The 14,821-nt window shown below is 40.2% G+C and carries 8 protein-coding genes; all 8 read left to right on the top strand.

Translation table 11 applies throughout. From position 1 onward, the window contains the following. The first annotated feature begins 317 nt into the window (after positions 1–317). Positions 318–830: a GNAT family N-acetyltransferase gene (locus tag Q5866_RS11010; protein WP_303180256.1), complete on the top strand. Its 513-nt coding sequence runs from the start codon at positions 318–320 to the stop codon at positions 828–830. A 372-nt stretch (positions 831–1,202) separates the two neighbouring features. Then, on the top strand, positions 1,203–2,381 hold the full coding sequence (locus Q5866_RS11005) for a FecR family protein (protein WP_303180255.1): 1,179 nt from the start codon (positions 1,203–1,205) through the stop codon (positions 2,379–2,381). Positions 2,382–2,639: 258 nt separating this feature from the next. Beyond that, complete coding sequence (locus Q5866_RS11000; RefSeq protein ID WP_303180254.1) at positions 2,640–6,053, top strand: SusC/RagA family TonB-linked outer membrane protein; 3,414 nt, start codon at positions 2,640–2,642, stop codon at positions 6,051–6,053. 12 nt (positions 6,054–6,065) lie between these two features. Next, positions 6,066–7,589: a RagB/SusD family nutrient uptake outer membrane protein gene (locus Q5866_RS10995; RefSeq protein ID WP_303180252.1), complete on the top strand. Its 1,524-nt coding sequence runs from the start codon at positions 6,066–6,068 to the stop codon at positions 7,587–7,589. Positions 7,590–7,597: 8 nt separating this feature from the next. After that, on the top strand, positions 7,598–8,365 hold the full coding sequence (locus Q5866_RS10990) for a DUF4843 domain-containing protein (protein WP_303180250.1): 768 nt from the start codon (positions 7,598–7,600) through the stop codon (positions 8,363–8,365). A gap of 18 nt (positions 8,366–8,383) precedes the next feature. Continuing rightward, positions 8,384–10,045: a PKD-like family lipoprotein gene (locus Q5866_RS10985; RefSeq protein ID WP_303180249.1), complete on the top strand. Its 1,662-nt coding sequence runs from the start codon at positions 8,384–8,386 to the stop codon at positions 10,043–10,045. A gap of 79 nt (positions 10,046–10,124) precedes the next feature. Beyond that, positions 10,125–12,464, top strand: coding sequence for a DPP IV N-terminal domain-containing protein (locus Q5866_RS10980; RefSeq protein ID WP_303180247.1), 2,340 nt, complete (start codon positions 10,125–10,127; stop codon positions 12,462–12,464). Positions 12,465–12,480: 16 nt separating this feature from the next. Beyond that, positions 12,481–14,820, top strand: coding sequence for a DPP IV N-terminal domain-containing protein (locus tag Q5866_RS10975; RefSeq protein WP_303180246.1), 2,340 nt, complete (start codon positions 12,481–12,483; stop codon positions 14,818–14,820). The last annotated feature ends 1 nt before the right edge of the window (position 14,821 follow it).

The following is a 14,821-nucleotide window of genomic DNA, read 5'->3' as shown; positions in this document are numbered from 1 at the left end:
AACAAAATCACATCCCTTCTAATTCAAAAACGATTGTTTTTCATGGCGCAAATATACGTTATTTTCATTTATAATACATTTATATTTTATATTTTTTCGAATTGCGTCATTTTTGTGGATGTAATTGTGCTTTTTCGTTATTTGCGTAATACAAATAAAATACAATTTTATTGAAATAAATGTATATGTAGGTTGTGTCGAAATTATGACTATGTAGCAATATAATTGGTGTGTTTGTGTTTGTTTTAAATATTCATGTTGGATTGAATTGTTTTTCGGAAGCGTTAAATTTGTTGCAGAATAAAAAAGGTGAAAATATGATACTGGAAACGGAAAGATTGATTTTAAGAGAACTTGTTCAAGAAGATTTTGATGAAGTGTGTAAGTTATTACAAGATCCCGTGGTGATGTATGCTTACGAGGGGGCTTATAATGCTCAGGAGGTGCAGGAATGGTTGGACCGACAATTCCGGAGATACGCGAATGATGGTTTCGGGTTGTGGGGAGTTGTGGAGAAAGAGAGTGGGGAGTTAATAGGACAATGTGGTGTCACGTGGCAAGATTGTGACGGGAAGCGGATTCCGGAAGTCGGTTATCTGTTGAGAAAAGAGTTTTGGCATAAAGGGTATGCCACGGAAGCGGCTATTGCTTGCAAGGAGTATGCTTTTGAAAAGTTGGGTTTTGATGAAGTGTACTCGATAATACGGGATACGAATGTCGCTTCTCAAAACGTGGCATCGCGGAACGGGATGAAAAAAGTAGCGGCTTTTGTTAAACATTTTCGGGGTGTTGATATGTTGCATTTTGTTTACTGTGTGCAGAGAGGGTAAATCCTTATTACCAAAAAATGCGATTTGTCGCATTTTTTGGTAATAACTCTTCGTGATGTGGAATTTTTAGGCTAAATTTATACTGTAGTGCTGTCAAATTCCTAATACTTAATTCTAAACGTATAATAGTAAATTCAATACGGAATAATTTATTCAGTGTTTTTCTATGTTATGTCTTGATTTACGCTCCGGCATGCCGTATTTGTATGGTTGTGTTGCTAGTAAAGTTTCTTTATCAAGGTAAGGCGGAGGTCAAAATCCTTGCGTTTAGGTTCCGCGAGTTTTCTTGCAAAAAAAATTCTTTGTGTTTTTAGAAGAAAAAAATGAGGTTTCGTTTAATCCTTTTTTCGAGGGGTCGTGTATTAATAGTGTATGAAAGAGAAAAGTAATATATATCAGTATGACATTGCCGCTTTAATACTGGCGTATTTGCGGAATGAAATTGATGACGAGGGTCGGTCGAAACTCGAAGCATGGCTAGATGAGTCCGATTCCCACAAGATTCTTTTCGCCCGTGTACAAGATGAAGAGTTGCAAATTAAAGATATTCGTAAGATTGTGTCGTATGATGCGGATAAGGCGTGGACGGAAGTAACCCGGAAGGTTGCTCGTCGACACAGGAGAAAATTGGGTGCGATGTATCGTATTGCGGCTTCTGTTGTTGTGGTGTTGGGTGTTTCGCTAGCATTGTGGATGAGTCGGGATAAAAAGTCGGAGAATAAAGTTGTTGAGGTGGCAGAGGTGGTCAAGATTGTTCCCGGCCGTCCGATGGCAACGTTGACAATTGCCTCTGGCGCTGTCTATCATCTGGATTCGTTGGATAACGTGGAATTGGCTTCGGCTTTTGCCGCGAATGATGGTAAGGAAGTTGTTTTTACAGACCTTCAACGTCCGGATTCCTTGAAGGAGATACGATATAATAAAATAGAAATACCCAGAGGGGGAGAGTATAAAATAACATTGGGCGACGGAACGCATGTATACTTGAATGCCCAGACAGAACTCCGGTTTCCGGAAAGTTTCGCGAATAGCGATCGGCGGGAGGTATATCTTTCCGGGGAAGCTTATTTTGAAGTTGCTAAAGATGCGGCGAAGCCTTTTATCGTGCGTTGCAGAGATTATGATGTGAAAGTGTTGGGAACCTCGTTTAACGTGAATGATTACGAGGACGAGAAAGATTCCAAAACCACGTTGGCTTCCGGGAAGATAGAGATTGATATGAACGGTCGCCAGACGGTGTTGAAACCGGGGCAACAGGCTGTGATTAAAGCCGGACGAGTGGATGTGAAGGAAGTGGATGTGGAAGTGTATACCACGTGGATGAAGGAGAATTTCCGGTTCCAGAGCGAAACCATGGAAGAGATATTGAAGAAATTGGCGAGATGGTATAATATAGATGTGATTTACATGGGAGAAACAGTGAAGAATTATCATTTCACAGGGTATTTGCCTCGTTACGCTAATATCGCGGATGTACTGGAATTATTGAGTTTAACGACAAAAATTAAATTTGAATTGAAAGGAAAAACAGTGACAGTGATGGAAAAGTAGTGTAAAGAATAAAGCCGAAGCTGCAACTCCGGCCTTATAAAATGTGTACTAAAAATAAACCCAAAAGGGATTCCACAAATATACGCTATTTTCTTGAAAAAACCAAGTTTGGAGGGTCCCATGTAGTGAATAAATTTCATTACGAGAGTGTGTAGTATTTTTTAATAAACATCAGTTGCTTGAAAAGGGGCGATTCTTTCGTGTTTTGCCCCTTGTTTCAAGTAATCGGATACTAAAAATGACCTAAATAAATTATCAATGAAAAGAAAAATTAAAAACTGCGTGTTCAGTTGCGGTAAACGATCATTGGTCTGCAAGCTGATGATGGTGATGCTGCTACTCACACATTTTGCATTTTCTAGTGAAAATGCTTTTGGTCAACAGAACATTACAGTTCAGTTTGAGCAACAGTCTTTGAGTGAAGTCTTGCGTGTGTTAAAGCAAAAAACAAATTACGAGTTCTTGTACAACGACGAGGAAATCAAGGGGATTACGGGAATTACCCGTTCTTTCACGAACGCCTCCGTGCAAGAAGTTTTGACGGCTTGTCTGGCAGGCACGAAGTATAGCTTCAAGATTGTCGATAATCTGATCGTGATTACTCCGGACGACAAAAAAGATGAGATTAAAAAAGTGACAGTCAAAGGAAAGGTCGTAGATGAAAGGGGAGAAGTTCTTCCGGGTGTGACGGTTTTGTTGAAAGGTACAACTGTCGGAGTGGTGACGGATATTGACGGAAAATTTAAAATTGAATTACCCAAGCGGGATACGATGATTTTGGTTTTCACTTTCGTGGGGATGAAATCACATGAGTTGAACGTGGGTAAGGTGAAAGATTTAAGTAAGGAAATTTCTATTCGGATGGAACCAGACACGGAAAACTTGGATGAGGTGGTGGTAACAGGGTATGCGAACGTGAGAAAAGAGAGTTTTACCGGTAGTTCGGTTACCGTGAAAAGAGACCAGTTGCTGAAAGCTTCCGCGACAAATGTGATTCAGGCTTTACAATCGTTTGATCCTTCTTTTCGTATCCAGAGAAGCAATCAGTGGGGTTCTGATCCGAATATGGTTCCGGAGATTTATATCCGCGGACGTTCCGGTATTGGGGTGAAAGCATTGGAGCAGGATGCATTATCTAAATCGGCTTTGGAGAATAATCCTAATCTTCCGACTTTCATTATGGATGGTTTTGAGGTTAGTGTGCAAAAAGTATATGATTTAGATCCTAATAGAGTAGAAAGCATTACCATATTAAAGGATGCTGCCGCTACGGCTATGTATGGTTCCCGTGCGGCTAATGGTGTGATTGTTATTACAACTAGAGCTCCGAAGCCGGGTGAAGTGACGATTTCTTATAATTTGACAGGAACGGTGACAATGCCCGATTTGTCTGATTATAATTTGTCTAATGCTAGAGAAAAACTGGATATAGAAAAAAGAGCGGGTGTTTATACGACAGATTATTTTGCTACAACCTTTGATGCCCAGAGGGAATATAATAAAAGATTGACTCGAGTTGAGGAAGGGGTAAATACAGATTGGTTGTCAATCCCTTTGCGCAATGCTGTAAATCATAAGCATAGTTTGTCTGTTGAAGGTGGTAATGCGGATTTGCGTTATAATCTGGAATTAGGTTACACGGGAAATAATGGTGTTATGAAGGGATCGTATCGAGAGAATGTGGATCTCGGCTTTACTGTGGATTGGCGTTTGAGAGATAAATTGCAAGTGTTGAATAAGATCACCTACACGTATACGGATGCAACGGAATCTCCTTATGGTAGTTTTTCTGATTATGCGCATTTACTGCCGTACGATCGCCCTTATAATAAAGATGGTGTTCTAGTGGAAAAGCTGGATTTTTCAAAAGATAAAAGTGGGAGTGGGTATAATTTGAATAACCCTTTGTATGAAGCGAAATTGAATAATTATGATTTTGAAAAAACAGATGAGTTTATTGATCAATTTATGTTTCAATGGTTCTTGTCTGATTATTTCACTTTTAAAGGACAGTTGGCTGTAACAAAGTCGATAACTAATGGGGAGCGTTTTATAGACCCGAATTCATCTAACGCAACAGCTTTGAATATTAATTCAAGTAAGACGAATACATCATTATTAGGTGATCTTTACGTGAATAGGAGTGATATGACGAAGTGGGATACACAGTTCTCACTATATTTTACCAAAACATTCGGGTTGCATAATTTAAATGCTTCGACAACAATAAATGCAATGTCAACGAAATCTGAATCAACGTCTTCACATTATAGAGGGTTTCCCTCCGGAGAGTTTCATTCTCCTAATTATGCTGCTGAAATTTATCGAAAACCGACAAAGACAGAGAGTGTTCGTCGCTTGATGGGATTTTTGTTGAGTGCCAATTATACATGGAATGATATTTATTTGGCAGACTTATCTGTACGTTTTGATGGTTCGTCGGAATTTGGTTCGGATCAAAAATGGGCACCATTCTGGTCTGGAGGTGTGGGTGTAAATGTTCATAATTATGGATTTTTAAAAGATAATGCTTGGATTAATCAGCTAAAATTGCGAGTATCATATGGTCAAACAGGTAAGGTTAATTTCCCGTCTTATGCAGCCAAAACTGTTTTTCAAACTTATGATCGTTGGTATGCAACGGGATTTGGTGTGAATCTGAAGGCATTAGGAAATACAGATCTAAAATGGGAGACGACCAATAAATTGAATGTAGGTACGGATTTGCAGTTTTGGAATGAAAGAATTTCTTTGAATTTTGATTATTATTACAATAAAACAGTAGATTTGATCACGGATGTGACTTTGCCTTCTTCTTCAGGTTTTACCTCTTATAAGGATAATTTGGGAGAAACTTTGAATGAAGGATTTGATATTCAAGTACGTTTCGATGTGTATCAAACGAAGGATTGGAGTGTGTCTTTATGGGGAAATTTGAACCATAACACGAATAAAATATTGAAAGTATCCGATGCATTGCGAGCTTATAATGATCAAGTGAATGATTATTACGCGGATAGTAATAGCTCGTTGTGGGACGAAAAGTATTCTAAGCCAATTATGAAATATGAAGAAGGGGCTTCTCTGACTTCTATTTTTGCCGTTCGTTCTTTGGGTATCGATCCTGTGACTGGAAAAGAGTTGTTTCTAAATCGCAATGGTTCTATTTCCAATACATGGTCTGCTTTACAAGAGGTGCGTGTGGGAGATACCGAACCCAAAGCAAGCGGATCTTTCGGGGTAAATCTTGTGTACAAGAATTTGTCTTTATTCGCTTCGTTTAGTTATGACTGGGGTAAACAGACTTATAATGAAACTTTGGTTAATGAGGTTGAAAATGCCAATATTCAGTATAGTAATGTTGACCGTCGTGTTTTGACAGACCGTTGGCAAAATCCGGGAGATATTGCTCCTTTAAAAGATATTAAAGATTTTCGAACTGCTACGAAACCTACTTCTCGTTTTGTCCAAGATGATAATGAATTATCTTTGAGTGCTCTTACGTTAAGTTATGATTTTAACACAGAGTTTGTCAAGAAACTTTATTTACAGAGATTGCGTTTGGAACTCAGTTCTAATGATCTTTTCAGAATTTCGACAGTAAGACAGGAACGAGGTACGAGTTATCCGTTTGCACGGAGTGTGAATTTTTCGTTACGGGCAACTTTTTAAAAATTAGATGAGATGAGAAAATATAAGTTATTGTTTTTATTATTGATATCGCTAGTTACATTTTCTTGTAGCGGGTGGTTGGATGTAAAGCCGCAAGACGAAATAGACGAAAAGGATTTGTTTGCCAGTGGGGATGGATATCGTCATTTGTTGAATGGAATTTATTACGGGATGTCTGACAAGAGTTTGTATGGACAGGAATTGACTTGGGGGATTGTTGATGCATTGGCTCAATGTTATAATTTTGATGAAACCACTTCTGAAACTACGGGACAGATGGCAAAGTATGGGGCTACAGGTTACTTGTGGGATAATTATCAATTGAAGCCAGCTATCGAGAGGATGTGGGAGAACACTTATAAGATCGTTGCAAATTGTAATAACTTGATTCAGAATATCGAGAATGAAGATCCTGAAAAATTCTATTACAAGGAAGCAGAGAAACGTATGATTTGGGGAGAGGCTTTAGCCGTACGTGCCGCAATACAGTTGGATATGGTACGTCTTTTTGCAGCATCGCCTGCAATGGATGCCAAAGATAAAAATAAAGTGTACATTCCTTATGTTTCAGAATATCCGTCGTATGTTTCCAAACGTTTGACAGCGGATAGTTGTTTGAGTCACGTTATTCGAGATTTGGAAGATGCTCGAGGCTTGCTTTGGAAGGCAGATTCGGGGGTGTCTTTTAGTTCTGACTCGCGATTTGAGAAAAATGTAACAGGAGTAAAGCTTTTTTTTGAGGGGAAACGAGGTTTTCGTTTGAATTATTATGCGACTACAGCTATATTGGCAAGAGCCTGTTTATATGCACAAAAGACTGAAAAGGCGTATACTTATGCTAAAGAGATTATTGATTACCAAAATGAGACAAACGCATTTAGATACAGGAATCAAACGAGTTCCGGAGATAAAAAATTTTATTCCGATATTATTTGGGGATTAGAGTCATTGGATTTAATAGAGTATATAAATGCAATTAATCGATTGACAAATCCAGATCCATGGTATCAATATTACCTGCAAGTGTTGAATGTAAAAGAATCTTTTTTCCAAGACGATATCGTGGATAAGGAATGTAATGATCTGCGTTTCAAATATTGGATGTATGATCTAGGAGCAGGAACAAATTTTCGTTTTACGAAATATGAAAAATATGATTCGGAAGAAACAAAGGCTAAAATTAGTAATTATATGATTCCGATGGTGCGGATGAGCGAGGTGTATTATATTGCAGCAGAAGCTATTTACGAGAAAAATTTATCTGAAGCTAAAGGGTATGTTCGTAAGGTAAAATCAGGTCGCGGTTTGCAAAGTGGTGATGCTTCTATGATAAATTTAGATCGAGTAGATGAGAGCAATTTTATGGATGTTTTGATTAATGATGCCCGGAGAGAATGGTTGGGAGAGGGACAAATCTTTTTCATGTACAAGCGTTTGAATAAAACGATTCCTGCTGCAAAGTTGGGTGATTTTATTCCGGCGGATGCAGAGCATATGATTGTGCCGGTTCCTGATACTGAAACTAATTTGAATTAAAAAGCATTATGATGAAAAGAAAAGTATATGTTTTATCAATTATATTGAGTCTAGTCGCTTTTTGGGCTTGTTCTGAAAAAGATATAGAGATATTCTCGGGGGATGTGGTTTACATTTCATTCACGAAGGATGCTTCGAAGGATAGTGTAGTTTATAGTTTTCAAACTTACCCGAGTGGAGAAATTGTAGCAGAAGTTCCAGTTCGAGTGCGGGGACATTGGTTGACAGCCCCCCGGGTGTTTACGGTTTCGGCAAATCCGGACTCCACTAATTTGCCAGCAACAGCTTTCGAGTTGCCGGAAAAGTGCGAGTTTGCTCCCGGGCAGGAGTTAGATACGATAAGAATTAAATTCTTTAATAATTTTGAGGATTTGAAAAATAAGACTTATCGTTTATTTTTACAGATCAATGAGAGTGATAACGTTAAGCAAGGGGAGTATGCCTATCGGAAAGCAAAATTTTATGTTTCCGATAAATTAGAGAAACCTACGTGGTGGAGTCGTAATGACAATACAGAATCGAATCCTTACAATATTGTAGAACAGGTATATTTGGGAAAATATTCGGTAAAAAAGTATAAATTATTCTTGGACCGCTTAGCAGAGGATAACGCTTCGTTTGACGGGGAAGATATGGTGGTGATGAAAAAATATGCCCTGCGTTTGAAATATTGGTTAGAGGATTTTAATAGTAATCCGGATAATATAGCTTCGGGAGCAGCACCGATGAAAGATGAAGAGAATGATCAATTGATGCAAGTTCCTGTTGCTGGTTAATGTAAAAATAGAAATAATATGAAACGGATTTTATTTTTGATATTAGTGTTGTTTGTGGCAGGAGCTTGCCTGGATGACAAATCAAATTATGATTATAGAGATATAAATAACTATGATGATAATAAGTGGAAGATAACAGGAATAGGTGGTGAGTATAGTCTTTTTCCAGGGGAATCGATAACATTAACTCCGGTGGTACGCTTATCGATGGACACCTTGAATCCGGATGTGGAAGGACATTGGTTGTTAGATGGAATCGAGGTTGCAACAGGACCTTCTTATACTTTTGAGGCAACGGAGTATGGAGAGTATAATTTAGTTTATTTGGCAACAGATAAAAAAACTGGAGTGTCATTTCCGGCAGAAGCAGACATTCAGGTAGCTCCTCCATATAAATTCGGGTGGTTATTCCTTAGTCGTACCGCCTCGGGAAATTCTCACTTGTCGTTGTTAGCGGGAAAGAAAACGGTTCTAAATCCGGATGATTATGCTACTCGAAGAGATTCTTTAATATATGTGGATTTTTACACAAATCTAGGAGAAACATTATTGGGGACGGGACCTATCAAATTAATTGAGGAGTTCGCTTTTCCTGGAGAGAATTTAACTTTACCTTCGGAAGTTATGATTTTACAGGAAAGTGGACCTATTGAACTAGGAGGTTACGAATTGGACTTTACTGGAAGTCCTTTGAATGAATTTGTAGGAGAGAAGCCCAATTTGAAAATAAAGAATGCTGTTTTAGGATGGAGTAGCAAATGGTTACAAACTGATGACAATCAATTGTATTTTTCTGTGTCAAAAGTACTGACTGATTTGCATTCGGGGCGATATTCTGATGATCCGGCTTTTAATGGTGCAAAATATGAAACATTGGTAGAGGGACAGACTGCAGGCGACTCTTATAGTGTCTCAGATGTAATACTTGCTATAGATGAGACAAATACGATGTGGGCGCTGGTCAATGATGGATCCGAAAAATCTTATGGCGATGGACTTATGGATCCAAGGAATAAGATAGGGGCTAGAGCTCGTTTGAAAAATAATTCCTCGGGAAGTTTTGATATGACCTTGTTCAATAATTTTACAGGAAGATATGTTAAACATCTATTAGTGCATTCGAACAAGTATTTTTTATCTCTTTTAGAAAGAGATGGAAAGTATTTGTGGCATAAATATTTGATAGAAGTTGATCGTAGTTACACTGTCGGTAGCGAGATAGCGGTAACAAGTTCTAAAACAGGAGTGTTGGCAGCGGAGATGTTTACTGATTTTAAGGACGCAGCTTTTGTAAAAGGACGGAACACAGCTTATGAGGATACGGAATGGTTGTTTGTTGCTTCTGGAAATAAGTTATATGGAACGGTGATGAAATGGGATGAGGGGCTAGTAAGTAAGGACTTTTTTACTGCTCGAGAGGATATCGTTTCTATAAAGGCTCGTTATTTTTATAATAGTCTTGCTAATGATAGTTCTAATAAATATATTCATTTGGGGGTATTATTGGTAGATGGAACTTTTCTTGTGTTGGAGGTTAATTATGATGCTAATTCAGCAACGTTTACGACTAAAACAATTTTTGATAAAAATTTAAAACAATTAGATCCAAATATTGTAGAGGTTGTAGATATGATTCATAAGTATGGTGCAGGTACTAATACAGATGGATATTTGAACTAAAGTTTATTATGTTTGAAGGTTCTTGAAGGGAGTTTCGTGCTCCCTTCGATGTTAATATACGTTTATGTAAATTGTTGTTATGAAAAAAACATTCGTAATGTTATGCCTACTTATTTCTTACTTGGGAGGGGATGCCCAACAGAGAGCGAATTATAAGTTGGCAGAAAAGTTTACCCAGATGGGGTTGGCGGGGATTGCCGCTCGGAATAGTATGCGGGTAGTTCCTCGTTATATTCATAATGGGGAGAAGTTTTGGTTTGATTTTAGGACGGACGAGGGGACGATGTATTATTTGGTTGATCCGGTGAAAGCGGAAAAACGATTGCTTTTCGAGAATACGGATATAGCGCAAGGGGTGAGTAGTATTACCCGGAAGGCGTATAACGAGAAGGATCTACAACTATCAAATATAGATTTTTCAAAAGATATGTCGAAGATGACTTTTTCGTTGGGAGGGGGAGATTTCGAGTATAATATGAAGACGAAGAAGGTAAAGGAGTTGCCAAAAAAAGAGAAGAAGGAGGAGGACATGGTGATATACTCGTGGATGTCTTTTTCTCCGGACACGAATTATATAGTATACGCGAAGAATCATAACCTCTATATGAGAGGAAATAAATATAAAGGACAGGATACGACAGAGATTCAGTTGACCACGAACGGGGAACGTTATTTTTCCTATGCCCGGAATGGTCAGGATACGGTATCTGATGAAGAAGCGATGGCAGGGCGTTGGTTCCCGAAAGTGAATAAGGTTTATGTCTTGCGTCAAGATAACCGGAACTCTGACGAGATGGCGGTGATTAATGTATTGGCGAAGCCTAAACCTGTACTGGAACGCTATAAATATGATATGGCGGGAGATAAGAACTTGTCGAAGTGGGTGCTTTCGGTGATTGATGTGGACAAGCGTAAAGTGACGGATTTTAATATCGAGCGTTGGCAGGATCAGGATGCCGAGGTTCGGTACGTGACGGACAAGGGAGATAAGATTTTCTTTGAACGCTATAACCGGGTACGGGATGAGGTGGAGTTGTGCGTGGGGAACACGGAAACGGGAGAGGTGAAGGTGTTGATACATGAGGTGGATAAACCTTATATTGATTATCATATGCGTAATATCGTTTTTTTGAACGAGGGGAATGATATTCTTTATCGTTCAGAACGTTCCGGATGGGCGCATTATTACCATTATGATGGTAACGGGGTTTTGAAAAACACGATTACTTCAGGCGATTGGGTGGCAGGGCAGATTGCTGCTATCGATACGGTGGGCAGAACGATCTATTTGTACGCGCACGGGTATGACAAAAAGATGAATCCTTATTATTACCAAGTGGTGAAGGCTCATCTTGATCGTGAAGGAGTGAAGTTGTTGAGCCCGGAAGACGGACAACACAAGGCGGAGTTTTCTAAATCCCGGAAGTATTTCGTGGATAGTTATTCGCGGGTGGATATGGAGCCGAGGTTCACGTTGAAGGATAATAACGGGCGGGTGATTATTAAAGATTTGGCAAAAGTGGATGTGCGGAGGGCTTACGAGATGGGATGGCGTGCGCCGGAACGTTTCGTGGTGAAGGCTGCCGACGGGTTGACTGACCTGCATGGTATCATGTGGAAGCCGGCAGATTTTGACCCGAACAAGAAATACCCGATTATTTCGTCCGTTTACCCGGGACCTTTCTTTGAATACGTGAGTACGTCGTTTACTTTGGATGATAGTTATAATATGAAGCTGGCTCAGCTCGGGTTTATCGTGGTTTCCATGGGACACCGGGGAGGAAGCCCTATGCGGGGCAAGTTCTACCATCGTTACGGGTATGGAAATTTGAGGGATTATCCTTTGGCCGATGATAAATACGCTATCGAGCAGTTGGCGGATCGTTATTCTTATATCGATATCACGAAAGTTGGTATTTTCGGTCATTCCGGGGGTGGTTTCATGTCGACGGCGGCTTTGTGTACTTATCCTGATTTTTACACTGCTGCGGTGTCTTCTTCCGGTAATCATGATAATAATATTTATAATAATGGTTGGGTGGAGATTCATCATGGAGTGAGAGAAGCCAAGGAAACGGTAAAAGATAGTGTGAACGGGGATCGTGAAGTGTCAAAGTTCAGTGTGAAGGTGCCCACGAACATGGAGTTGGCTAAAAACTTGAAAGGGCATCTTTTGCTCGTGACGGGGGATATGGACAAGAACGTGCATCCCGCTCATACTTTGCGGATGGTGGATGCCTTGATTGAAGCCGGGAAGAATTTTGATATGCTGGTATTACCCGGTAAGACTCATGGTTACGGGAGTGCGGATAGATTTTTTGAACGGAAGTTGTGGTATCATTTCGCGAAATACTTGTTAGGGGATACCACTGCCGATCATTACGGTAATATAGAGGAATACAAGGGAATCGAAAATTGAAAATGGAGAATTGAAAATGAGAACAAAATATATCATAATGCTTTTGTTGTTGGTGGCAGGAAGTTCTGTATGCGCGCAACAAAAGGCGAATTTCAGACTTGCCGATCGTTTCACGAGTCGGAATTTCCGATCGGCAGATAGAAACAGCATGAGTATATATCCCATGTATATTAATGACGGAGAGTGTTTTTGGTACTCGTTCACGACGGAAGAAGGAAAGCGTTATTATTACGTGAATCCGGAGAAGAGAGAGAAGCGCTTGCTGTTCAACTCGGAAAAACTGTTCGGGTTCTTGAATCAGGAAACGCACGAGGTGTGTGACGCGAAGGATTTCACGTTCCAAGGATTGGAGTTTGATAAAAAAGGGACTTCTTTCACTTTTGATTTCGAGAAACACAAATACCGTTATGATATGAAGACGGAGGAGGTGACGAAGTTGGATACCGTGATTAATAAAGGTTTCGGGGATTCTTGGAAAAAGTATTCTCCGGATAGTACCTATATCATGTTTGCTCAACGTCATAATCTTTATATCATGGGGAATAAGGATAAAGGGAAAGACACGACTGTCATACAATTGACGACGGATGGCGAGAGATATTTCTCTTATTTCAAGGAAGAAGAAGAGGTTGGTACGGATACATTTCCAGCAACTCCGGTTGCCGTGTGGATGAAAGATTCTAAAAAGGTGTATGCCGTGCGGGAAGATACCCGCCACGTGGATGAATTGTTTCTGGTGGACGTGATGGCAACTCCCCGTCCCAAGGTGAAAACGTACAAGTATTCGATGGCAGGCGACCAGAAATTGGAGAAAACCGTATTGACGGTTATCGATGTGGAAACGAAGGAGATGAAAACGATAGATGTCGATCGCTGGCAAGACCAGTACGTGGATGTACTTTATACCTCGAAGGATGGTAATAAGATCTATTTTGAACGGAAAACCCGGGCTTTTGACGAACAGGAGGTTTGTGTTGCCGATCTCACGACGGGAGAGGTGAAAGTGTTGATTCACGAGATTGACAAACCTTTTATGGATTATAAAATGGCGAATATTATGTTCCTGAATGACGGGAAGGATATTATTTATCGTTCCGAGCGCACGGGATGGGGGCATTATTATCTTTACGATAACGAGGGAAACTTTAAGCATGCCATTACTTCCGGGGAATGGGTGGCAGGGCCTTGCTCGGATATTGATACCGTGGGACGTACGCTTTATTTCTATGCTTTAGGGAAGGATGAAAATATAGACCCGTATTATTATATCCCGTGCAAGGTGAATATTGATAAACCGGAGAGTTTGACACAATTGACTTTTGATAACACGAATCATCAGGTACATTTCTCGAAGTCATTCAAGTATTTCGTGGATATTCACGAGCGGGTGGATATGGTTCCCCGTATCGTGTTGAAAAACCGGAAAGGGAAAGAGATTATGGAATTGGAAAAGCCTGATATTCGCCGGGCTTTGGAGATAGGGTGGAAGGCTCCGGAGCGTTTTAAGGTGAAGGCTGCCGATGGAGTGACCGACCTCTACGGGGTGATGTGGAAACCGTTTGATTTCGATTCGACGAAAGTCTACCCGATTATTTCTTCCGTGTATCCCGGTCCTTTCTACGAGTACGTGCCGACGCAATTCCGGTTGATTCATGACGACAATACCCGTTTGGCTCAATTGGGTTTTATCGTGATTGCCGTGGGACACCGGGGTGGAACGCCTATGCGGGGTAAATTTTATCACACTTACAGTCATGGAAGGTTGCGGGATTACCCGTTAGCGGATGATAAATACGCGATAGAGCAACTGGCTGACCGTTATCCTTTTATCGACGCGACAAAAGTGGGTATCTACGGTCATTCCGGGGGTGGATTTATGTCTACTGCGGCCATCTGTACTTACCCGGATTTCTACAAGGCGGCTGTATCTTCTGCGGGAAATCATGATAATACAATTTATAATCATTGGTGGGGCGAAACTCACAACGGTGTGAAAAAAGAAAAGAAAGTGATCAAGGATAGCGTGAACGGTGACCGGACGGAATCGACTTTTAAATTTAAGGTGGGTACGAATATGGAGCTGGCAAAGCGATATAAAGGCGGTCTGTTGTTGATTCACGGCTGGATGGATGATAACGTGCATCCGGCTCACACGTTGCGGATGGTCGATGCGTTGATTAAAGCGGACAAGAATTTTGATATGATCATTTTACCGAGGTCGAACCACGGTTTCGGGGGAGCCGAGAATACATTTTACGAGCGTAAGATGTGGTTCCACTTTGCCCGTATTCTGTTAGGAGATGATACCGGGGATTACTATTATGAAGTTGAACAATACAAGAATGGGGATAGATAGG

Source organism: uncultured Butyricimonas sp., from assembly GCF_959596855.1.
GTDB lineage: Bacteria > Bacteroidota > Bacteroidia > Bacteroidales > Marinifilaceae > Butyricimonas > Butyricimonas muris.
This window is presented reverse-complemented; position numbering and strand designations above follow the sequence as displayed.